Genomic DNA, 21,984 nt, shown 5'->3' on the forward strand with positions numbered 1-21,984 from the left:
AACGCTGCGGTGACCTCGCGGGCTGATCCGTCCTCGTCTGTCTCGCTCAAGGGGTCCCGGAATGCCGGAATACGGAACCGCTCGTCGATGAAGGAAACCATTTCTTGGGGATGCCCGGCGAGCTCCGGACCGCCGCGGATGGAAAGTTCAAGCCGGACAGCGGATGCGAAGATCCTGATGACAGAGAGGGATGGCATATGCAGCATCGCGTGAGTGAACCACCCACTGGTGTAAATTTTCCGTTTGTCCGCGATCTTGACTTCGGCCAGAAATGCGCTCAGCGGCGTATCGTCGCCAGAGGAGCGGTTTTGCAACGATGTGGTGGTGGGGCAGGGATCGGGACGGATTTCGTGATGCTCGCCATAATGGCCCGCGCCGCCGTCGGCTGAGTGCTGACGTTCGAGTCCATCGGCATGCCCCTCGACATGCCTCCTGACGATCTCCCCTGTTCGGGCCGATCTTCTTGCACGTTTGGCGGATCGTCCCTTCAGATTGATAGCTGGGCGAACCAGCCTTGTCCGCCCCCAGCAGGGCCCCCATAAGCTCGCTAAACGGAGAGGCGAAGCGCACGTGGATGTATCTGCCATGTCGATGCTTTCTATTAAAACAATGGATTATTCTAATTGGCCGATAAGCAATATGAACGAGGTGCGCTGTCTAATAAGGAGTATTCGCAATGGAAAAACCAATTCTTGGCGGTTCGGGCAGCAATAGTCTCTTTGGCGGCAATGGTGACGATATACTCACCGACCCCAAGGGCGATGACTGGATCGACGGTCGTGCCGGAAACGATGCCATCTCCGCCGGCGAGGGCAATGACCGAGTCTTCGGTGGCGAGGGCAGTGACCACGTCTTCGGCGATGAGGGTAACGACTACCTTTATGGCGACAACGGCCGCGACAAACCGCGAATCGTCATTGAGGACAATGATAAACTCTACGGCGGCCCCGGCGACGACGTCCTCTTCGCCGGTGACGGAAGGGATACTCTGACGGGAGGCACCGGCAACGACACCTTTGTGTTCCAGTTCCACAACCCGATCCCCGGATACGACCCACACTATGGGCCGGATTCGGACAACACCACCATCATGGATTTCGACCCGACATCGGACACCTTCGCATTCGATGCGGTCGGCTTTGGCAGCGACGACGGTTTTGGCGCGAACTTCGTCAATCACGAAAGCACGCGGTCTGGCAATCAGGTGGACTCCTTCTACAGCGGCCCGGCCTCGGATGCTAACGGGGAGCAGGTCACCGTGATCACCGATCGGGGTTTCTTCAACGGCTCTGACGCAGCCAGTGCCATTTCCGGCGAGACCGCCGGCGACATTATCGTCTACTTTGGGTACAACTCCATGACGGCGAATCTGGCCTACGTCACCTCCGAGAACCAGGTTGATGAGTTCGCCCACCTGAGCAATGTGCACAACGTGGACGGCCTGGCCGGCTTGGGCCTGACCGCATCGGACTTCATATTCGTCTGACCCGGAAACCCATGCTGAACCGTGCCCCCGTCCCTCGGGCGGGCGCTTTCCTTTTCCGCTGACAGTGCCAGGCGCAGCGTGTTCAACTGAATGAAGCTATGCGTCGCGCGCTGGCCGCAGACCCATCCTCCTGAGGCTCGTCAGGCGAACACCCAAAGCCAATCAATGAGTTTTCTGCCGCCACTTGACCTTTTTAAAGGTGTGCTCGCGCCAGGTCATGCACCTTTACGGCGTCGACGACGCGGGTGAGATCCTCGGCATCTGTGACGACGACGACTTCGATGGAGAGCTCAATCGCATGATCATGGTGGTCGACGATACTGGGCGCTGCATCGGCTGTGGAGCTTGTGCCCGCGTCTGTCCGAAGAACTGCCAGACCCATCTTGCGGCTGACACGATTGTTGCTTGAGTTGACGAATACATTAGGAGAGAACGACGTTGTCCTTCGGAATCTTTTGGCGCATCCTGCTGCTGTTCCTGTGCACCAACCCCATAGTGGTCTACCTCGTCTGGCATTCCATCAGCAGGGCAATCGTCACAACGCTCGCTGGTTCGCTGCTTCTTCAGGTAGGTTATTTCGTGGGCTTGCTCTTTTTGGTTTGGCGGTCTGGCTGCGCTGAGAGACGTGCCCAAAGGACTGAGCATTGCCATAGAGTTCGCTACCAGTCGCAAAACTATCGTGAGGGTGATGAATGACCCCTCCAATGTGCCCCACCTTGCGTCAAACGCGCAGCACGACGCCGCTTGCTTGGCCGGACGGTGACAAACAGCACAGATGCGCGCTGCTTTGGACAAGCAATAAACATCGTCATGGAACGGATGCCGTGTCCAGGATGGCCAGAAGCGACCGCATTCAGGTTCGAGCACATCGGGGCGCGGGATCGTGCTTGCCACGGGCGGGGCGAACGGCATAGGCGCGACCGTCGTTCGCTGTTGCTCCCGAGTCCTGACAGGTGCTGTTGCGACAACTGGCGAGTTCGCGACCTGAAATGTTCGGTTCGGTACTACATGCGCTTTCAATCAAACCCCCAATGACCGGTAGAATATGGATTTTGCGGCCCTTCCCGTAGCGGCACGTTTTTTGCCGCTTCTTATTGCGAGCCAGTAGGAGCGACACCAAATGAACGAGACGGCGACCACAATGTACGCCTGCACGAAGGCGATAGTGCTTTGCGCGGATTGTCTTTCAGCTGCCCCCACTGTGAACCTAGGTGGCGGCAATCATGAGTCATCCTCGTCGCAGATGCCGGCGGGTGACATATCCAGTTTCGGTAAATTCATAGTACGCAGCCCGCCGAAATCGCTCGGTTTGGATCCATTCTACGCGAAATACGCTGACGCAGCAGGAATACCTGTTATCTCGTCCGAGAAGGTTCCAGACACGGCACTCTTGATAGCCCGTGACATTGTCGTTTACATGTTATCAGAACGGCGTGATGTCCGCGATGCTATGATCCGGACTGGGGCGCGGGTGGGCGTCATGGCAATTGATGAGACGACCACTGACATTCCCGAACAGCGTGATTTGAAGAAGCCGGCTCCCGAAGATCCGCGGCTCACTCCTGGCGAACGGCGGAATTACGCCCACACGATCGGCAAGATGACGGACCGGGAATACTGGGCGCAGCGGGCGCGCGGCCTCGGCGGGCTCTACACGACGGGGGCCGCCGAGAATTTGATGGCCGTGCCGGGAACGCGGTATTACGGAGGCAACATCCTTGTTCATGAGTTCTCGCATAATATGTTCCAAGCACTGCGCACGGTGGATTCTGAACTGGTTGCACGTGTCGAGCAGGCCTACACTAGCGCCAAAAAGAAGGGCTTGTGGGCGTGTGCGTATATGGAGAACAATGTCGACGAGTACTGGGCTGAAGGCACCCGATATTGGTTTAATACGAATATGGCCTACCGCCGTGGCGACATCACAGTTGTCACATCAGAGGACTTCAGGGCTCACGATCCTGAACTCTACAATATCATGGCTGAAGTTTATCGCCATGATCACCATATTTTGGCGGATGCCTTTTACCAACACCCCGCACAGTCACAGGTAAAGCCGGTCGACCCCGAACACGGCTGCTGACGGCCAAAGAAACGAGTACGTCTTGAACCAATGCGGTATTCGCCGCGCTTCGATTGTCGCGGGAGAAGGCGAGTCCGTTTGGCTAGTTAAAATCTGTGATCGCTGAAGCCGCGGCGCCGGCGCCGTTGATCCGCATCGCTCAACCACTCCAACAAGGTGCACCGTGGCCGGCGCGGGCGCGTCGGCAAGACGGCACTTCCATAATGAGCGGCGACTCCGGTATAGGTGCGATTGACCGCGATTGACCGCGATTGAAGCGACAGGCCATCGATGATCTCGCGGATCCGCTTCCCGAATTTGACCGGAGCCTACGACCCGACACTTGAGCCCAAAATTGTGCAATAGGTCGCGAATGTCGGTTTCATGGCCATTGTCTTTACCTGCGATAGGTCGCGCCGCCGTCAGCAAGGCTTGGCGCTTTTGGTTCTTCAATGACTTCACATGCACCGGGCGGAACAGGACGCGCCACCTGTGCAATGGCCGCGCGCGTCGTTGCGCTCGGTCTTGTTTACCTGCACATTGAGGAACGCTTTGGCATGCCGCGCCTCGATGCAGACTGCCGGTAATGCGGTTGCGGCAAATCTTCAAAAAGGCTTGCGACAATGGGCCGGCCTCAAGCCCGACCGATCGAAAGGATCGATGACTATGCCGCGGCCGGCGCCCTTCTGCACAAATTGATGCCGGCAACTCGCGGCCGTGCTCGCCCTTTGATTGCGGGGGAGCAATCAACCGATACTCGCAGACTTCCATGGCGTGGATTGGTGCCATCCACAAAAACGATTTTACGAATTTGCGGAGCTGCTGCATTAAAAAAGCATACTTTTGACGAACGTCAAATGGATCGCCGTGACCGCATTGGGTACGCGTCTCCAGAGACAGAAATAGGAGGTCTTTCGTGCGCTCTCAGGTGCGATGGACGCTGCGCTGGGAAAGTGAATTGCAGCTCGACGAGCATGTCGAGCTCGCAACCTTCTTTCGGAACACTTATGGACCAACTGGCGCCTTTAACGCAAAACCATTTCAAGGCAGTCGGAGTTGGGCCGGAGCCAGGCCTGAGCTGCGAGCAATCGCCCACGACTCAAACGGTATAGCGGCTCACATCGGCTTGCTGCGCCGGTTCATCAAGGTTGGTGAGGTCGATCTGCTAGTGGCTGAGCTGGGATTGTATGGAGTACGGCCGGACCTTGAGGGGCTTGGAATCAGCCACTCGCTTCGCGTTATGTATCCAGTATTGCAGCAACTTCGTGTCCCATTCGGTTTCGGTGCTGTTCGGCACGCGTTGCAAAAGCACGTCGAAAGGTTCGGCCGGCACTTGCCTGCGGCCGTTCTGTCGGGGGTTCGCGTGCGATCCACGCTCCCAGATGCGCATCTCGACCTGCCCCCCACCCGCTTGGAAGACGTACTCGTCGTCGTTTTGCCAGTTGGATCGGCCATGTCTGATTGGCCGACCGGCGCGCTCATTGATCGGAATGGACCAGAGCTGTGACGCATTTTGACTGCTTATCAAGGGTGCAAAGCACATGCAGCAACAGCACTGGTGGTCGCAACGTCTATCTGACGTTTGACGATGGTCCTAATCCACTTTCCACGCCGGAAATCCTGGACGTTCTGGAGAAACACCGCGTGCCGGCAACATTCTTCGTTATCGGCGCCTACGCGGCAGAACAGCCGCAACTAATCCGTCGAATGATTGTAGAAGGACACGAAGTCGCTAACCACACGATGACACATCCAGATCTGTCCAGATGCGGACCCAGCGATGTTCGCCATGAAATACTTGAGGCGAATAGGGTCGTTAGGATGGCCTGCCCGCAGGCGTCGATCCGGCATGTGCGCGCGCCCTATGGCATCTGGACCGATGAGGTGCTTACTACTTCAGCGGGCGTTGGATTGGCGCCCCTCCACTGGTCGGTAGACCCGCGGGACTGGTCTCGGCCCGGCGTCGACGCAATTGTCGATACCGTGCTTTCCTCTGTCCAGCCAGGCGCAATTGTGCTTTTGCACGATGGATGCCCTCCCGACGAGGTCAGACCGGGCACTGAGGACAGTCTGCGCGACCAAACCGTTACTGCGCTGTCCCGCCTTATTCCAGCGTTACACGAGCGCGGATTTGGAATCTGCGCGCTTCCTCAACATCCCTTAACAAAGTGACATCCCATGGACCTGCTCAACACAATCGGCATTGGCGCTGTCTCCTGTTATGCGCTGCTCTCCACTGCTCATAAAAGCATGCAGACATTGTATGCTCAGCCGAAAGACCAATCGTCGGCCTCGGAGGACTTCGCGTTTCTGCCAAGCGTGGACATTATTGTCCCCTGCTATAACGAGAACCCACACACCTTCTCCGAGTGCCTGGCTTCCATTGCAAATCAGGACTACGCCGGAAAACTGCGCGTCTACGTGGTTGATGACGGTTCTGCTAATCGCGAAAAATTGGAACGTGTACACCACACCTATGCGGGGGATCCGAGATTCGACTTCATTCTGCTCCGCGAGAATGTCGGAAAGCGCAAGGCTCAGATCGCTGCGATACGCCGGTCATCTGGAGATTTGGTGCTCAACGTCGACTCGGATTCGACACTAGCGTCCGACGTCGTCACGAAGCTCGCGCTGAAGATGCAAAATCCGGAGATCGGCGCTGCCATGGGTCAATTGACCGCTAGCAACCGAAACGACACCTGGTTGACTCGGTTAATTGACATGGAGTACTGGCTCGCATGCAATGAGGAGCGTGCGGCACAGGCTCGCTTCGGTGCCGTTATGTGTTGCTGCGGCCCATGTGCCATGTATCGCCGGTCTGCTCTCCTGTCGCTACTTGACCAGTACGAGTCGCAATTTTTCCGGGGCAAGCCAAGCGACTTCGGTGAGGATCGCCACCTCACAATTTTGATGTTGAAAGCAGGTTTTCGAACCGGTTACGTTCCGGACGCGATAGCAGCAACCGTCGTCCCGGATAGGATGGGCCCGTATCTGCGCCAACAACTGCGCTGGGCACGGAGCACTTTCCGCGACACTTTGCTAGCGCTGCGACTACTACCGGGCCTCGATCGCTATATCACGCTGGACGTGATCGGCCAAAATCTCGGATCGCTACTTCTCGCGCTCGCGGTCCTAACGGGGGTCCTGCAAGTCGCGCTGACAGCGACGGTGCCTTTATGGACAGTCATGATGATTGCCTCCATGACCATGATCCGCTGCGCCGTGGCCGCCGTCCGTGCTCGGCAACTTCGATTTCTGGCCTTCTCTTTGCACACGCCCATCAACCTGTTTTTTTTACTCCCTATGAAGGCCTACGCCTTGTGCACTTTGAGCAATAGCGATTGGCTATCGCGCAGCTCTCCTGCGAACATGACATCCGAGGGTGGAGAACACCCGACGTCCGAAGCGAGCGCTGGAGGAACGTCGGGAAATGCAGCGCCGCTTCGGAGACTGAATCTTGCAAGGGACTCTTCAACCGTGACACCTGCAGGTGTCTACAGCGACGACTGATCTTTGTTACTCGGAGGGCGAATTTTGACGCAGGTCAACAACTACCAATTATTGCACAGTGAGCTGGCGGCGGAGGACCCTTGGCGGCTCGACGGCAATGAGTTCGAGCGGGAGCGGCATGCGCAGATGCTTCGGTTATCGCTTTCCCAAGGTCCCATCACAAACGCACTCGAAGTCGGGTGCGCGGCCGGCGCATTCACGAAAATACTAGCGCCTCATTGCAAGCGGCTCACTGTGATTGATGTTGTGCCGCAAGCGATTGTTCGAACGAGACAGCGGATGAAGGAGCCGTCACACATCAGCTGGGTAGTTGCTGACGTTCAACAGTTCTCGACTAAGCTGCTTTTCGATCTGATCGTCGTAGCCGAAGTTCTCTATTACCTTGAGGATATCGCCGCGATGCGCGACGCTGTTCGTAACCTTGTGAGCATGCTTGCGCCAGGTGGACACCTGGTTTTTGGATCGGCCCTCGATGCGAACTGCCAGCGCTGGGGCCACGTTGCTGGTGCTGAGACCGTCATGGCAATTCTGAACGAAATGTTGATCGAGGCGGAGCGACTTGATTGCCGGGGTGGGTCGGCCAACGAAGACTGCTTGCTCGCGCGGTTTCGGAAAATCTAATGGACCCAATTTGCATGGAGACACTATGCGCGTCAGTGGCATGAAGCTGACCCATGGCGAGGCGATCGCCCTTGTTGAGAATGGAAGGCTCGTCTTCTGCATTGAGCTGGAGAAGGGGAATAAGTCCGCGGCATCAGCCGCGACCTTGCCAAACATTGCGCGACTGCAAACGATTGCCAGGAGCTCTCCGGACAACGTCGCTGAACTACTCGTTGAACATGGAAAAATCACGGGCATTCCGCAGCTGGGCAATACGAGTGCCAATTGCCACAGGCGTGGCTTCTTCCCCAGTGAAATTGTGGCGTGCGGGTGGGGACGCATTCAACACGGTAAAATGAACGCATGTCAAAGCTAGCAGTCGACCTTGCCGGCGTAAGCAAGAAATATCAGGACAAGGTCGTGGTCGACGGGTTGTCGTTCACTGTAGCAAAGGGAGAGTGCTTCGGCCTGCTGGGACCAAACGGCGCGGGCAAAAGCACGATCACGCGTATGGTTCTCGGCATGGCAGCACCGGACGCCGGCAAGATCACAGTTCTCGGCATGCCCGTGCCAACGCGCGCCCGCTTAGCGCGCGCTGGCGTCGGCGTGGTCCCGCAGTTCGACAACCTTGACCACGAGTTCACGGTGCGCGAGAATCTGTTAGTGTTCGGGCGCTACTTCGGTATGAGCACATACAAGATCGAAGCGGCGATCCCGGCGCTGCTTGAGTTCGCCCGCCTTGAGAGCAAGGCGGATACGCGCGTCTCTGCACTGTCCGGCGGTATGAAGCGACGCCTGACGCTCGCGCGTGCGCTGATCAATGACCCGCAACTGCTTGTAATGGACGAGCCGACCACCGGCCTCGATCCCCATGCTCGCCATCTGATCTGGGAACGCTTGCGCTTGCTGCTGGCCCAAGGCAAGACAATTATTTTGACGAGCCACTTTATGGAAGAGGCCGAACGGTTGTGCGACCGCCTGTGCGTGCTCGATGGAGGACGCATCATCGCCGAGGGCCGTCCGCACGCGCTGATCGATGAGCAGATCGGGTGCCCCGTGCTCGAGATCTACGGCGGCAATCCCCATGAACTGCGCGCGCTCATTAGTCCGTATTCGCAGCGCATCGAAGTGAGCGGCGAGACCATTTTTTGCTATGCGCCCGATCCGGAGCAGGTGCACAAGCAACTGCGCGGGCGCGCGGGTCTGCGGCTTTTGCAGCGCCCTCCGAATCTGGAGGATGTTTTCTTGCGGCTGACCGGCCGCGACATGGAGAAATGAAACAATGGTTGAAGGCTGGTCCGCGGCTATGCCCGCCAATGCGTGGAACTGGATCTCAGTGTGGCGCCGCAACTTTTTGGCATGGAAGAAGATCGCGCCCGCGTCGATACTGGGAAATCTTGCTGACCCTTTGATCTATCTGTTCGCCCTTGGCTTTGGCCTCGGAATGATGGTCGGTCGTGTTGACGGCACTTCCTATATTGCGTTTCTGGCAGCCGGCATGGTTGCCGCAAGCGCGATGACCTCCGCGACGTTTGAAACGATTTATGCGGCGTTCGCTCGCATGCATGCTCAGCGCAGCTGGGAGGCGATGCTGTGCACGCAACTTACGCTCGGCGACATCGTTGTCGGTGAATTGGCGTGGGCAGCCTCAAAGGCCTTTCTGGCCGGAACGGGAATCATGATTGTTGCCGGGATTCTGGGTTATGCCGCATTTCCATCCGTTCTCTACGCGCTGCCGATTGTCGTCCTCACTGGCTTTGCATTCGCGAGCCTGGCAATGGTTGTCGCGGCACTTGCGCCCAGCTACGACTATTTCATCTTTTACCAAACACTCGTCCTCACACCAATGTTGTTCCTGAGTGGTGCGGTCTTCCCCGTTTCGCAACTGCCTACCCATTTCCAGCAGGTGGGGCGCTTCCTGCCGCTTACGCATTCGATCGATCTCATCCGTCCGGCACTGCTTGGCCGACCTGGCGAGAGTGTCGCTCTGCACATCGGGGTGCTATGTGTCTACACAGTATTGCCGTTTTTCCTGTCAGCCTTCCTGTTGCGCCGACGCCTCATGCCTTGATGCCATCGCCACCGTTTCGAGAAGGAGAACCGTGTTGCGGATTCGTAAACTGGGCCGCAGCGGCCTAAAAAAACCGCGCTCGGCGCGGGCGCCGTGAAGCGGAACACTTTAGCCAAAGCGCACGCAAATTGGTGCAGCTTTGAAGGCGGCATACTTCGTCGATCCTGATTGGCCGGATAAGAGCCGCCTGATGCGCAGCAATCGTGAACTGCTCGAGCTCGCCTACCTGCGCTGTCCTGCACGCAAGGAGAAGGTGACGCAACGTTGCTGCAAGATCAACGAACCTCAGTTCCGCGAGCGGCCGGGTCTTTTTTCCGAACTGGTCCGTTGCCCGGGCCTTAGGGTCATGATCATGCGTCGCAGAATCGCGTTGGAAGCGCTGCGGTTTTGGTGCAGGCGAGGTAATCTGGGCAATGGCTGAGGTTCAGTTATGACAAGGACCCGGCTTCGCCGCCCCGGTTACATTGTCTCTCGCTGACTGCGAAGCATACTTCAAGACCACCGAGGATTTCCACACTCGCGTCACGCGCTGCTTTGCGTCGAGCAAAATGCTTGAGATCGAATACGAGGGTCTTGTGGGTGACCCCGACAAATGCTTATCAACGCTGTGGATTTTTTTGCGCGTTCCTAGTTGTCAACTTTCTGGCGACGCCATGCTCCAGCGACAGGAACAGCGGTCGCTCGGAACGCTTGATGATTTCGAGTGTCCATTTCCCGGTTTTCTGCAACCGCCTTTTCAGCTTGTCGCCCGCATAGCCGCCATCGGCGAAGACGTGAAGCAGCCATGGCCTTCGGTTGCGGATGGACTTCAGAAGATCTGGAGCCCCGTCACGGTCCTGGATATCGGCGCTGTGCACCATGAGGCCGACCATCAGCCCGAGCGTATCGACAATGATATGACGCTTGCGTCCTTTGATCTTCTTGCCAGCGTCAAAGCCCCGAATACCACCCCTTTTAGTCGTCTTGACGCTTTGGCTGTCGATGGCACCAGCCGTCGGCGAAGCTTCCTTCCCCTCTAGCTGATATATTCCGCGCCGTTGTCGACTCGAATGATATTCGGCTTGCCACGCCACTCGATGATCCGGTTGAGAGACCGGACGACCCGCTCGGCTGGAAGCGAGAAGTCGACCTCGATGCCAAGTCCCTCACGGTTGAAGTCATCGATGACGTTGAGCGTGCGGAACGAGCGGCCGTCGGCGAGCTGGTCAGCCATGAAGTCCATCGACCAGGCCTGGTTGGGCTGTTGCGGCACCGCCAACGGCTCGGGCCGTTCCCGCACCAGACGCTTCCGGGGCTTGATCCTGAGATTCAAATCTAGCGCGCGAACTGATGGACCCAGGTGTCGACGAAGATTTCGATGAACTCACGCCATTGGCGGAATGCGACGGCGCGATTCGAAGGGCCTCTATGAGAAAGCCTTCGCCGGTAAGATCGCGAACTTCACCGACTTGTCATCTCCATACCCGAAGCCCTGAATTGCATCGCGAAACCGTCGGCCACGAACCGGCGGGACTGGCGCTTGAAGTCGAGGAGTTTCCTCGATAGGCGAAATTGGGAGAGAATTGCCGACGCAGATTGCTAGCAGAAAGCCCCCTATCATTCGGCTCCATGTGCCGGAAAGCGTTTGCCGTACCATGATAGAATGATCGTGGTCATGATAGAATAATATCATGCAGCAAGCGCAATTGACCCTCCTCACTCGTTCTGGTCTCGTGGATATGCTTTTGCGGCGCTGCACTCTGTCAGAGGGAGAATTCGTCCGCAGTCGACATGGGTAACGCGGAGTCATGCGCCAGACGTCTCTCCGTCTTTACTTTAGCAATCGAAGCGGAGAAAATTATGCCGGATGCAAAACTGCAGAGTGTGCTTTCGTCTCTCTCGCAGGTGGCGAGACAGTTCGATGCTCTGCCCTCCAAATCGACAGCGCCGGATGATAGCTACATCAAGCTAAACAAGAATGAGAATCCATTTTCGTTGCCTACCGTCGTCATGCGAAGTGCGATTTCGGCCCTCGAACGGCAGTACCTATATCCAGAAGATGACAACCTCAGCTTGAGGGACGCAGCCGCCAATGCCTACGGCCTCTCTCGGGACCAGGTAATCGCCGGAAACGGATCGTCGGAACTTCTCGGGCTCATCTACAGAGCTTTCCTCGCGCCGAACGACAGCGTCGCGATGATGTCGCCAGGGTTTTCGTTCAACCGCAAACTAGCCATGTTGCAGGGCGCCCGAATTCTCGACATTGGATGGAGCGAAACCTATTCCTTGCCGATGGAGCGGCTGCTTCGCGGACCCGCGAAAGATGCCAAGTTCATCCTGCTAGCAAATCCAAATAATCCGACCGGAACATTTGTTCCAGTGGCCGATATTGAGTGCCTCGTAACACAATCGGATCGCTTGATAGTCCTGGACGAGGCATATGTCGACTTCGCACCTGATAATGCTCTACGCCTCATAGAGCGTCATTCGAATCTTTTTATCCTTAGAACATTTTCGAAAAGCTATGCCGCCGCCGGCATTCGCGTTGGTTTCGGATTGGGTCATCCTGAAGTAATTGGAAGGTTGCGCAACATCCAGAACGTCTTCAACATGAACGTGATCGGCCATGCGATTGGCATCAGCATCCTTTCGCAATGCGCCGCCTATGAAGAAAACCACCGATATATCAAGCATGAACGACAGCGAGTGAGTGTTGCTCTGTCGCAACTTGGATTTTCTGTTATTCCCTCCCACGCGAATTTCTTGCTGGCCCGTGTACCGCTGGGACGAAACGGAAGCTGGTGGCTAACATGCCTGGAAAGCCGAAAGATACTTGTTGCGGTCTTTCCTGAAAAGGGCCTGGAGAATTGCATCCGCGTTAGCATCGGTACAAGGTCTCAGATGGATGCGTTTGTTGCAGCCGTCCGTGAGATTTCCCGAAGCGTCATGCATGAGCATGTCGGCTGCTGAGCAGCTTTAGTCTCTGGTCCACCAATCACACAGGCGTGTTTCGTCTCTCGGACCATTGCCTGATGCTTCCGCGTCAAAGTTGGAGATCCTCGAATGAAAACACCCTCTTCTTCAAAGCTAGTCATCGGCATCTTCGATCACCTGGACGAGGACGGCAGCGATATCGCCCGGCAATATGAAGATCGCCTAGTGCTGGCAGAAGCCTGCGATCGCCTCGGGTTCTATGCCTATCACCTCGCAGAACACCATTTTACTCCGCATGGGAGAGGTCCGTCGCCAAATCTGTTCTTGTCGAGCGTCGCACAGCGCACCCGTGATCTTCGTATCGGCCCCATGGTGATGCTGCTTAGCCTTTGTCATCCACTGCGCGCGTTCGAAGAGATTTGCATGCTGGACCAATTGAGCGGTGGCAGAGTAGAACTGGGTATAGGCCGCGGTTCCCTCCCGATCGAATTGGGATACTTCGGGGTTGGTGCAGAAGCCGTATCAGAACGCTATTCGGAGGCGAGCGAAATCCTTGTCAAAGCCATGAAAGGGGGCACGCTATCCTATCAAGGCTACCATTTTGAGGTGAAGGGCGTTCCTTTAACGCTCAGACCTTATCAGCGTCCGCATCCGCCGACATGGATCGCCACCAGTCGACCCGAGTCCGCGGGTTGGGCGGCTGCGAACGGCGCAAACATCGCGTGTGTGGGTCCTTCCGCTTCTGTTCGCAGAATCACTGACGCCTTCCACGCCAGTCGAAGGCACACCATTGGGGCGGATGGGCAGGCGCCATTTCTAGGCCTGCTGCGAATGGTCGTGATTGGACGGTCTGAGAAGGACGCGTATTCACTGGCCGCACCTGCTTACGAAAGATGGCTTCAGAGCTTTAAATTCCTTTACGACCTCAATGCGATCCCGACTCCACCAAACCTGCCGCTGACGTTCGATGCAGCAATCGAGAGTGAATTATGTGTAGCGGGAACGGCGGCTTCTGTCCGACGAGCTCTTTCCAACCAGCTGGAAGCGGCAGGAGCCAACTATCTCCTGTGCCAACTCGCGTTCGGAAACCTGCCACTGGATGCCTCGCTGTTCACTGCAACAGCCATTCAATCCGAAATTTTGGATCGAGTCGGTTGAACAACAATTCGATATCCGGTGCCGGGATACTCAATCGCAATGGATTGGCCACCGGAATGGCAATCGCTGGACACGGGAACGTGTCACAGCACTCCGGTAGTACCGCAAGATCCCGGTCTACCGGTCGCAGTCAGACGGGATAGATCCTTGGCTCGATCTGGGAAAGGCGGCAAACATCAAGAGAACCTATCGCATTTACAGAGACTTGGTGCTGCAGTTGCGCAACAAGACACCCAAGCGCCGGGTCAAGGCGAAGCTACGGGACGATCGTCAGACGGCGATCGGTCCGAACGAGGTCTGGGCGATGGATTTCGTGCACGATCAGCTCGCAACCGGAGAAGCTGCGGGTTCTGACGGTGGTCGACACCTTCTCGCGCTATGTGCCAGTGCTTGATCCGCGTCACAGTTATCGAGGTGAAGATGTCGTGCAAACGCTCGAACGGGTGTGCCGCCAAGTCGGCTATCCCAGGACGATCCGTGTTGATCAGGGGCTCAAACTATCACAATGCGAAAAGGTTCTTGGCCTTTCCTACCCAACTGCTCAGCGAGCCTAGAGTGCAACGCGCAGCCGACGCTCCTCAGGCTTCGGGTGTTAGGAACAAGGTGTTAATTATCGCTTCAACTAGCGTCACCCCGTTGGGAGTGAGGGTCACCGTGTCCCTTTCGGCGGTGACCAGCGCTTTATCTACTAGTGTCGTGAGCGTACGGCGGATAATCGGATTGTCGAAAAAGCTTTTGCCGTCAAAACGTTGTCTGAACAATGTGTCATTCACCGGAATGAGCGTGGAAAGCGCCATTTTAAAGGCGTTAACTTCGCGTTGAAGCGAGGAGACACCGCGGCTTTCCTCAATCGGCAGACGGTTTTCATCCAGAGCTTCCTTGTATTTTTTGTAGCCGGTGATGTTGATGGCCTCGGCCCGCGTGCATTTCGAGCTACCGCCGAGGCCAATAGCCACTTCCGGGTACTGCGTATCAAGGTCGGCAATTAAGCCTTTCCATTTTTCCGGACGCTGATTGCTCCGGTGGAAATACATCGTCGGGTGTTCCAGATAACTGGGCAAGAGGTACTGCTCGACCAGCTCGCGCATCTGGTACTGCTTACCCAGCCCTGGGAAGTCCATGTTGTTGATATTAGCACGCCCCTTTTTCTGCCATACGCTTTCTCGTTCCCCGGAAACGGCTGTACGCTTTTTCATGAAATCTTCCATGTGTAATTTGGTGCAGACTACGTGAGAAAGTTCCAGCTCAAGGGTTTTCTCCATGTCAAATTTCACGTCATCCACGGTCTGGCCTAACATACCGTAAATTAGGTCAATGCTGACCCATTCGAACCCGATTTCGCGCGCGTTATACAAGGCTTCCACGCACTCTTCTGCAGAATGCATACGTCCGCAGGCCGCGATAATGCGGTCGTTGAAGGCCTGCGCTCCGAAGCTAATCTTGGTAAACCCCAACTCTTTTAAAAGCTGCAGATAGTCTTTGGTCAAGGTCCGCGGCTCGCCTTCAAAGCGCATTGTGGCAGCCGAAAAATTAAAATTGTTTCGGTAGAAATCCATCAGGCGCCGTAGCTCAGGTTCAGGAAGCAGTGATGGCGTGCCCCCGAAAATGTTAAATTCGCCGACTTCGGCTTGTGCAAGGCACGGAACGCTCCGAAGCCACATGGTGGCCTCTTTGATATTACATTCTACTAGTTCCCGGAACACAGCCTGCGAGGAAGTGGCCTGTGGGTTCAGAGTAACTGTAGGGTATTGGCAGAAATGGCAACGGTAGCGGCAGGTGGGGATATACGACCAAAGGTGTATCTGCTTTGCCCGTTTGATTTCCCGGTCCATGTCATCGAAAAATTTATCGAATGGGTAACCGGAGATATCACCGGGGAAAACGTGACAACCGAACGAGTCGTTAAACACATACTCAAGAACAGCTCTGTTCTCCGGACGGGAGAGAAAATCGTATACTCGCGGCATCGGATAGTTCCGATCGATATCGTTCAGCGAGTTCTGAGCTTCGCTCATCAGAATACCCCGCCGTTGGCGAAGTAGTTATGAGCTTCGCCGGACTCACGGTCTTCGCAGAAGTAGTAGACAAAGCGCTCGAAATCTTCCGGTTCGACCGCATCGAAGCACGCCGGTAACGGCGGCGGAAAACCGATGTCTTCACCAACAGCGCGCCGCAGGGCACTGAAAATTTCGTTACGAAACTCAAAATAAAGCCGATATGCGGGGGTCTTATAAGCATGGATCGCTTTGAAGTCGATAATGCGCGATTCGTGCTTTATTTCATGGATTCGCCGGTTCAAGCGGTCAGCCACCGGTCCGGTAAAGAATTCACGCACCGCGGGGTTTTCCAGCAAGATCTGCGGGTTGAGTAACGAAGGCAAAACGATGTTCTTGGGAACGTAGTCCTTGATCGAGTAGCACCAGGCCTGCTGCGACTGCGCGGGAGTGGTGTCGCAAAGCATTGCCTTTTGCTCATCCGCAGCCGGGCGCATGTCTTTCATGATGATGATACCATCCTGTCCGTAGGCGGTACCGGCGATCACCTCCTCCAAGATGGTATTCACGCGCCGGCTGTTAATTTCAACTCGGGAATTCTGCGCGTAAACCGGCTTGCCTCCCCAGGCGATTACCCGAATCCCAAAGTCCCAGTCGTCGGAGAGGTGTTCTACAAAGCGCCCATTGTCTAACTGATAGAAAATTTCGATGCCGCCCACCTGGTCGTAGCGAGTGCGCTCAACGGCAAAACCTTTGCCGTCGGGAAAGCCGCCGAACAACGAGAACGACATGTCACGACAGCGCAGGGTTTTTTGGATCTCCTGGAAAAGGTTGGGGCGGTGACGGAAGGATTCTTCGTTGTAATAATAATTGCACGTGCCCAGATCCGCATTTTCCTCCACCATTTTTCCAATCAACGCATGCAGCCAGTAGGGCTCTACCCTGCAGTCCGCATCGACGGAAACAATGTAGTGCCTTTTTTGAACGCCCAGGCGGCTGTCACGGACTTTTGAGCGGGAAGAGGCGTAATCCATCCCGCGTTTTCTGGCGGACGAGACACCCTGAACGGTCTCCTTGATAATATGAATATCCACATTTGGATTTTTGGCCTTGAAGGCATTGATTTTCTCAATGGAGTCGTCCGTCGAATTATTATCAACAATAATAAGCTCATATTCAATCATCCGGCCATGTGTTTTCTGATCAACAAGTGAGAGCAATACGTCATCGAGACAGTCGCTTTCGTTATAAACTGGTAGCACAACCGACACAAAAACATTGACTCCCATTTTGTCTCTGGAATCAAAGTCCATAATGTTGACTACGTCATCTGAAAGTACCTTTTTGCCAATTTCAAAGTTGCTCTGGGCAACGTCGTTCATTAGTTGCTTGTTATTGACAAATCGGAACAGACCATCAATAAACGCTTCATCAGGCAAGCCATCTTCCTTGTCTGATATCGCCATAACGGGCCCTTCAAATCCATGTTGACCATAGACCTCCCAGTAATATTCGTAATTGGTAGTGATGTAACAGCGCTGGAAGCTAATCGCTTCGCCAATGGGATTCCCGTAGCTGTCGTAACCCCAAGACGTCAGAAACGAGACCAGATCACAAGAAAAATACAAATCCTCAATAGTGTATGGACGGGTCTGTGAACGCTCATGCTGAAGAAGGCCAATAAAGTTGATAAACGGCTCCACGCCTAACGTTGTTGCTAAGGCTCTCAGTTCCTGGTAGGAAGCATGGTCTTCATGAGGATCGCCTGCCACAACCAGAAAAACCTTACGATCGATACCATTCTGACGGAAAAGGCGGTTGAGCCGGCTGACTAAATAAATGTCTCTGTCAAGTCGCTTTTGAGGAATAATGCGTGTGGTGCGGGCTATCAGAATATCATTGTCACGAATGGACAGTTTTTCCCTGATGTTCGTATAATTGCCCAGCTTGGTGAAATCATAGGCGTTCTTCTGAACCTTGATTTCCACCCCATGATGGCACCACTCCTCAAGCTTGTTTTTTAAGTGATTATTGAGTGTGACGTATGTTATATGGCTGGACGCGACGGGCTTAACGGCGTGAGGATACGGCGCTGGGCCGTATTTCATCGCCGCCATTTCACTATTCCACATTAAATCATGATCGCGCCAGATAGCGAAATTGCCCAGCCCATGACGTTTCCCGTAGACGTCAATCGCCAGATAAAGGGCTTTGGTGTAAATTATGTTCTCTGGAAGTGTACCGTTCTCAACGATCACATGAATGATATTCAGCCTCTCCCATAACTGAACAATTCGACGGGCCAGTTGTCGAGACGATTCGTTGATTGCAAGGACGATTTCTTCCTGCTCTTCCAAAGAAACAATCGTATTGCGACCTATAAGAACGTTGTGCGAGCGTTCTATAAAGTCTAGATTATAGTGGGGAATGCAGTCAATTTCATCAACGCGAACCAGGGTAAATAAATCGCTATAAATTTCGTGCTCGTTTTTGTAAGGTTTGTTAAATTTCCCCTTATCTATTTTTATATCATAACCCAGGTCGAGATAGGATTTAACCCCTTTGCGCGCAAGTTTTTTTGCGATCTTCAATGCTTCGACAGTAATTCCTGAAACAGCGACAGCGTCAAATGATACAAATATAGCTCCAGCACGCATGTTCATTAAGAGGCCTCGTTATCTTGTCGCTAGCAGTTTGCGACCGGAGCGCGGCTGCGCTTGCAAAAGTCGCGCAGAAATCTAGCAAACGGTGACGTCTGCATGTTTCGTGGGTTGTTCATGGACGCTCAGTCAATGCCGCGCCGAGTTGAGCTGGGCGAAGCAAGTGTCGTGCCGACCCAGGAGAGCCAATCAAAATCGATGGGGGTCGCCTGATTGCCAGTGCTTCACGTCTGACTTTGTCTAAGTCTAGTGTATGCATCCGAGTAAGGCCACCTTGTAGGAATTGTCGGATTTGGCGGCGGACGAGCGCGGAACCGCCCAAGAGATTCGATTCCGTCGACATCGCATAGAAGCGCGCTATGTTTCCTTTGTCTTCATTTCAGATTCGTTTCCCAACCTCGTCCGCCTTCGGCTTGAAGATCATTCGACAGTCACCGATTTTGCCAGGTTTCGCGGCTGGTCCACATGCGCACCCGTGATGACCGCCGTATGGTAGGCGAGAAGCTGGAGCGGCAAGGAGAAGATCATCGGCGCGACGATCTCTTCGACATTAGGCAGGACGAGCGTGTGCATCGTGTCGAGCGTTGACGCGGCAGCGCCCGTCTCGTCGGTAATCAGGATGATCCTTCCGCCGCGAGCGGCCACCTCCTGCATGTTGGAGACCGTCTTGTCGAAGAAGCGGTCATGCGGGGCGATGACGATCACCGGCATGTTCTCGTCGATGAGGGCGATCGGTCCGTGTTTCAGCTCGCCGGCGGCATAGCCTTCGGCATGGATGTAGGAAATCTCCTTGAGCTTCAATGCGCCTTCCATGGCGAGCGGGAAGCTCGTGCCGCGGCCGAGATAGAGCACATCGCGGCACTTGGAGAGTTCCCGCGACAGGGACTCGATCTTCGGCTGAACGCTGTTCAGCACCCGATCCATGAGGCCCGGCATTTCGGCGAGACTCCTGACCATCGTCTGCTCTTCCGCATCGCTGATCGTGCCGCGCGCCTTGCCGGCGGCAATGGCAAGGGCGGCAAGAACGGCGAGCTGGCAGGTGAAGGCCTTGGTCGAGGCGACGCCGATCTCGGGTCCAGCAAGGATCGGGAAGACGGCGTCAGACTCCCGCGCGATCGTCGACTCGCGGGTGTTGACGACGGCGCCGATCTTCAGGCCGTTCGCCTTGCAGTAGCGCAGCGACGCGAGCGTATCCGCGGTTTCGCCCGACTGCGAGATGAAGAGCGCCGCCGATTGCGGTGTAAGCGGGATCTCGCGGTAGCGGAACTCGGAAGCGACGTCGATTTCGACCGGCAGGCGCGCATAGCGCTCGAACCAGTATTTGCCGACCAGCCCGGCCAGATAGGCCGTCCCGCAGGCGGAGATCGCAAGGCTCGCCAACTTGGCGAAGTCGATCACGTCGGAAGCCGGGAACACACGGTTCTCGACGAAATCGACGTAGTGGCCGAGCGCATAGGAGATCACCTCCGGCTGCTCGTAGATTTCTTTCTCCATGAAATGGCGGTGATTGCCCTTGTCGATCATATAGGTGGCGGCCGTGGAGATCTGGCGCGGCCGAGTGACGGGGTTACCGTCGATATCGAATATATGCACGCCGGTCCTCCCGATGACGGCCCAATCGCCATCGATCAGATAGGTGATCTTATCGGTGAAAGGTGCCATCGCGATGGCATCCGAGCCAAGGAACATCTCGCCCTCGCCATGGCCGATCGCCAGCGGCGGTCCGTTGCGGGCCGCCATGATGGTCGAGGGATCGTCTTCGAACAGGACGGCTAGCGCGTAGGCGCCGCTGACGCGCTTCAGCATCGCGTGCATTGCCTCGCGCCGCCCCATGCCCTCTCGGCGCAGACTTGCGAGAAGTTGGACGACGACCTCGGTGTCCGTGTCGGTCTGGAACTCGGCGCCTGCGGCAGTAAGCTCGCTCTTCAGCTCTGCGAAGTTCTCGATGATGCCGTTGTGAACCACGGCGACGCCGGCGGTAAAATGCGGGTGGGCGTTGCGTTCGGTCGGCGCACCATGGGTCGCCCAGCGCGTGTGGGCGATGCCGACCGCGCCGGCCAGCGGCTCCTCTTTCAGCCTTGCCTCGAGATTGACGAGCTTGCCCTCGGCGCGCCGGCGATGCAGCTCACCGCCGTTGATCGTCGCCACGCCCGCCGAATCATAGCCCCGATATTCCAGGCGCTTCAACGCGTCGACGAGTCGCTCCGAAACCGGCTGGTTTCCCACGATACCTACAATCCCGCACATATTCCCTCTTAGCGTTCCTTCCACGCCGGTCGCGGCGTACTCGAATACCCTCACTGAGTGACGCTACAGCAACTGCTCACGGTCGCCTCACACAGCGATCGCTTCTTCGCGGCAGATCACCTGCTGTCGTCTAATGGCTCGCACAACACTGGCAAAATCGATTCTTTGGATAAAATCCATCTGCGTGGTGGATGGGCTACGCCAATCCGTTTCAGGGGCCTTGACCTCAGTCTGCTCGATGTGGCCTCCACGCGCTGATGACGAAACCGCCGCTTGTTGCGGGCGCAATGATTGTGGTCGCGCAAAAGGCGGGGCTTCCGGACGGCGTTCTGAACCTGATCTTTTCATCCGAGGGCGATGCCGTCGGCCACGAGCTCTGCACCAATCCGAAGGTTCGAAGGATCAGCTTCACCGGATCGACCGACGGCGGGCGACTGCTGATGCTACAATGCTCGGACCAGATCAAGAAGATCAGCTTCGAACTCGGCGGCACCGCGCCCTTCATTGTTTTCGACGACGCCGATATCGATGCGGCCGTTGATGGCGCAATCCAGGCGACGCAATGGCGCCCAGACCTGCGTTTCGGCCAACCGCATCTATGTCCAATCCGCCATTCATGACGATTTCGCGGAAAAGTTCACCGATCGCGTCCGGCACTTAAGCGTCGGTGACGGCTTCGACTCGGAGGTCGCCATCGGACCGCTGATCGACGCATAGGCGGTGGCCAAGATCGACGCGCATGTCGACGATGCCGTCGGCAAGGGAGCGGCCACCCGTTGCGGCGGCAGACCGCGCCGGCAATTCCAGAATCTTCTTCGAGCCGACCGTGATCACGAATGTCGTCAGCAATCATACGGCTTGCCAGGAAGAAACCTTCGGGCAGTTGGCGCGATTACTCTTTTCGACGATCCCGATCAGGTGGTCCGCGAAGCAACCGATACAATCTATGGCCTTGCCGCCTATTTCTATGCCTCCAACCTCAAGCGCGTCTGGAAGGTGGCCGAAGCGCTCGAATACGGCAATGGTCGGGATTAACACCGATCGCATCCCGTCGGAGGCGGCACCCTTTGGCGGCATCAAGCAATCGGGTATCGGCGCGGGGATCAAGATATGGCCTCGAGTGCTAACTCGAAATGAAATACCTCTGCATCAGCGCGCCTTAAGGAAATGGGCCCGACATCTCTCCTCCAAAAACACGTCGCTAAAATTGCGCCTGTGGTTGGGAAAAAGCAGCTTTGATCGTCCGATTGGCAGCGTCAGGTCGAGAAACCGTGGTCCGCCCT

Annotated in this window: 17 protein-coding genes and 6 pseudogenes; 17 read left to right on the forward strand and 6 right to left on the reverse strand. The window is 55.9% G+C overall.

Going from position 1 to position 21,984, the window contains the following annotated elements:
• Positions 1-587: hypothetical protein (locus tag V8P77_RS34200; protein ID WP_264400007.1), on the reverse strand; the 587-nt coding region annotated here is incomplete at its 3' end.
• 89 nt (positions 588-676) lie between these two features.
• Here V8P77_RS34200 and V8P77_RS34205 point away from each other — a divergent pair.
• From V8P77_RS34205 to V8P77_RS34260, 12 genes and pseudogenes are all read left to right on the forward strand, one after another.
• The gene (locus V8P77_RS34205; protein ID WP_264400006.1) at positions 677-1,486 is read left to right on the forward strand and encodes a calcium-binding protein; all 810 of its coding nucleotides are present in this window, start codon (positions 677-679) and stop codon (positions 1,484-1,486) included.
• Positions 1,487-1,682: 196 nt separating this feature from the next.
• Positions 1,683-1,895: pseudogene (locus V8P77_RS34210) on the forward strand (4Fe-4S binding protein); the annotation flags it as partial.
• 86 nt (positions 1,896-1,981) lie between these two features.
• Positions 1,982-2,182, forward strand: coding sequence for an exopolysaccharide production repressor protein (locus tag V8P77_RS34215; protein WP_264400008.1), 201 nt, complete (start codon positions 1,982-1,984; stop codon positions 2,180-2,182).
• Positions 2,183-2,606: 424 nt separating this feature from the next.
• Positions 2,607-3,569, forward strand: coding sequence for a glycoside hydrolase (locus V8P77_RS34220; protein WP_264400005.1), 963 nt, complete (start codon positions 2,607-2,609; stop codon positions 3,567-3,569).
• A gap of 895 nt (positions 3,570-4,464) precedes the next feature.
• Positions 4,465-5,055 (forward strand): NodA family N-acyltransferase, encoded by a 591-nt coding sequence (locus V8P77_RS34225; protein ID WP_264400004.1) that lies wholly within the window; start codon positions 4,465-4,467, stop codon positions 5,053-5,055.
• Positions 5,052-5,720, forward strand: coding sequence for a chitooligosaccharide deacetylase NodB (gene nodB, locus V8P77_RS34230; protein ID WP_264400003.1), 669 nt, complete (start codon positions 5,052-5,054; stop codon positions 5,718-5,720). The genes V8P77_RS34225 and nodB overlap by 4 nt, the downstream gene beginning before the upstream one ends.
• A gap of 6 nt (positions 5,721-5,726) precedes the next feature.
• Complete coding sequence (gene nodC, locus V8P77_RS34235) at positions 5,727-7,058, forward strand: chitooligosaccharide synthase NodC (protein ID WP_264400002.1); 1,332 nt, start codon at positions 5,727-5,729, stop codon at positions 7,056-7,058.
• A gap of 24 nt (positions 7,059-7,082) precedes the next feature.
• A complete protein-coding gene (gene nodS / locus V8P77_RS34240; protein ID WP_373694631.1) occupies positions 7,083-7,679 on the forward strand; it encodes a nodulation methyltransferase NodS in 597 nt (198 codons plus the stop codon).
• A 25-nt stretch (positions 7,680-7,704) separates the two neighbouring features.
• Positions 7,705-8,034, forward strand: a complete 330-nt coding sequence (locus V8P77_RS34885) for a hypothetical protein (RefSeq protein WP_373694630.1) — start codon at positions 7,705-7,707, stop codon at positions 8,032-8,034.
• Positions 8,022-8,936, forward strand: a complete 915-nt coding sequence (gene nodI / locus V8P77_RS34250; protein WP_264400000.1) for a nodulation factor ABC transporter ATP-binding protein NodI — start codon at positions 8,022-8,024, stop codon at positions 8,934-8,936. Before V8P77_RS34885 ends, nodI begins: the two co-directional genes overlap by 13 nt.
• Positions 8,937-8,940: 4 nt before the next feature.
• On the forward strand, positions 8,941-9,729 hold the full coding sequence (gene nodJ, locus V8P77_RS34255) for an ABC transporter permease (RefSeq protein WP_264399999.1): 789 nt from the start codon (positions 8,941-8,943) through the stop codon (positions 9,727-9,729).
• A 190-nt stretch (positions 9,730-9,919) separates the two neighbouring features.
• Positions 9,920-10,150 carry a hypothetical protein gene (locus V8P77_RS34260; RefSeq protein ID WP_264399998.1) on the forward strand — a complete coding sequence of 77 codons (231 nt, stop codon included), beginning with the start codon at positions 9,920-9,922 and terminating at the stop codon, positions 10,148-10,150.
• Positions 10,151-10,406: 256 nt separating this feature from the next.
• Here the strand turns inward: V8P77_RS34260 and V8P77_RS34265 are convergent.
• Positions 10,407-10,751: pseudogene (locus V8P77_RS34265) on the reverse strand (transposase); the annotation flags it as partial.
• A pseudogene (locus tag V8P77_RS34270) lies at positions 10,748-11,053 on the reverse strand (DDE-type integrase/transposase/recombinase); the annotation flags it as partial. The pseudogenes V8P77_RS34270 and V8P77_RS34265, both read right to left, overlap by 4 nt.
• Between V8P77_RS34270 and V8P77_RS34275 the strand changes: the two are divergent.
• The 4 genes and pseudogenes from V8P77_RS34275 to V8P77_RS34290 all read left to right on the forward strand — a co-directional run.
• Positions 11,035-11,274 (forward strand): annotated as a pseudogene (locus tag V8P77_RS34275) (adenylyl-sulfate kinase); the annotation flags it as partial. The pseudogenes V8P77_RS34270 and V8P77_RS34275 sit on opposite strands and share 19 nt — an antisense overlap.
• A gap of 294 nt (positions 11,275-11,568) precedes the next feature.
• A complete protein-coding gene (hisC, locus tag V8P77_RS34280) occupies positions 11,569-12,678 on the forward strand; it encodes a histidinol-phosphate transaminase (RefSeq protein WP_264399997.1) in 1,110 nt (369 codons plus the stop codon).
• Between the two features lie 93 nt (positions 12,679-12,771).
• On the forward strand, positions 12,772-13,800 hold the full coding sequence (locus V8P77_RS34285; RefSeq protein ID WP_264399996.1) for an LLM class flavin-dependent oxidoreductase: 1,029 nt from the start codon (positions 12,772-12,774) through the stop codon (positions 13,798-13,800).
• Between the two features lie 160 nt (positions 13,801-13,960).
• A pseudogene (locus V8P77_RS34290) lies at positions 13,961-14,291 on the forward strand (DDE-type integrase/transposase/recombinase); the annotation flags it as partial.
• A gap of 87 nt (positions 14,292-14,378) precedes the next feature.
• Here the strand turns inward: V8P77_RS34290 and V8P77_RS34295 are convergent.
• From V8P77_RS34295 to glmS, 3 genes are all read right to left on the reverse strand, one after another.
• Positions 14,379-15,815: a radical SAM protein gene (locus V8P77_RS34295; protein ID WP_264399995.1), complete on the reverse strand. Its 1,437-nt coding sequence runs from the start codon at positions 15,813-15,815 to the stop codon at positions 14,379-14,381.
• Entirely contained in the window at positions 15,815-18,457 is a 2,643-nt protein-coding gene (locus V8P77_RS34300; RefSeq protein ID WP_264399994.1) for a glycosyltransferase, read from the reverse strand. Before V8P77_RS34300 ends, V8P77_RS34295 begins: the two co-directional genes overlap by 1 nt.
• Positions 18,458-18,874: 417 nt before the next feature.
• Entirely contained in the window at positions 18,875-20,701 is a 1,827-nt protein-coding gene (gene glmS / locus V8P77_RS34305; protein ID WP_264399993.1) for a glutamine--fructose-6-phosphate transaminase (isomerizing), read from the reverse strand.
• 287 nt (positions 20,702-20,988) lie between these two features.
• Between glmS and V8P77_RS34310 the strand changes: the two are divergent.
• A pseudogene (locus V8P77_RS34310) lies at positions 20,989-21,736 on the forward strand (aldehyde dehydrogenase family protein).
• The last annotated feature ends 248 nt before the right edge of the window (positions 21,737-21,984 follow it).

This window comes from Rhizobium aouanii (assembly GCF_037002925.1).
Classification (GTDB): domain Bacteria; phylum Pseudomonadota; class Alphaproteobacteria; order Rhizobiales; family Rhizobiaceae; genus Rhizobium; species Rhizobium aouanii.

What these genes read in the sequence shown, in the direction of transcription:
- V8P77_RS34885 (WP_373694630.1), top strand. Translation starts at nt 7,705, where the DNA reads ATGCGCGTCAGTGGCATGAAGCTGACCCATGGCGAGGCGATCGCCCTT.
- V8P77_RS34220 (WP_264400005.1), top strand. Translation starts at nt 2,607, where the DNA reads ATGAACGAGACGGCGACCACAATGTACGCCTGCACGAAGGCGATAGTG.
- V8P77_RS34295 (WP_264399995.1), bottom strand. Translation starts at nt 15,815, where the DNA reads ATGAGCGAAGCTCAGAACTCGCTGAACGATATCGATCGGAACTATCCG.
- V8P77_RS34300 (WP_264399994.1), bottom strand. Translation starts at nt 18,457, where the DNA reads ATGAACATGCGTGCTGGAGCTATATTTGTATCATTTGACGCTGTCGCT.
- nodC (WP_264400002.1), top strand. Translation starts at nt 5,727, where the DNA reads ATGGACCTGCTCAACACAATCGGCATTGGCGCTGTCTCCTGTTATGCG.
- V8P77_RS34285 (WP_264399996.1), top strand. Translation starts at nt 12,772, where the DNA reads ATGAAAACACCCTCTTCTTCAAAGCTAGTCATCGGCATCTTCGATCAC.
- hisC (WP_264399997.1), top strand. Translation starts at nt 11,569, where the DNA reads ATGCCGGATGCAAAACTGCAGAGTGTGCTTTCGTCTCTCTCGCAGGTG.
- nodJ (WP_264399999.1), top strand. Translation starts at nt 8,941, where the DNA reads ATGGTTGAAGGCTGGTCCGCGGCTATGCCCGCCAATGCGTGGAACTGG.
- nodI (WP_264400000.1), top strand. Translation starts at nt 8,022, where the DNA reads ATGTCAAAGCTAGCAGTCGACCTTGCCGGCGTAAGCAAGAAATATCAG.
- V8P77_RS34260 (WP_264399998.1), top strand. Translation starts at nt 9,920, where the DNA reads ATGCGCAGCAATCGTGAACTGCTCGAGCTCGCCTACCTGCGCTGTCCT.
- glmS (WP_264399993.1), bottom strand. Translation starts at nt 20,701, where the DNA reads ATGTGCGGGATTGTAGGTATCGTGGGAAACCAGCCGGTTTCGGAGCGA.
- V8P77_RS34205 (WP_264400006.1), top strand. Translation starts at nt 677, where the DNA reads ATGGAAAAACCAATTCTTGGCGGTTCGGGCAGCAATAGTCTCTTTGGC.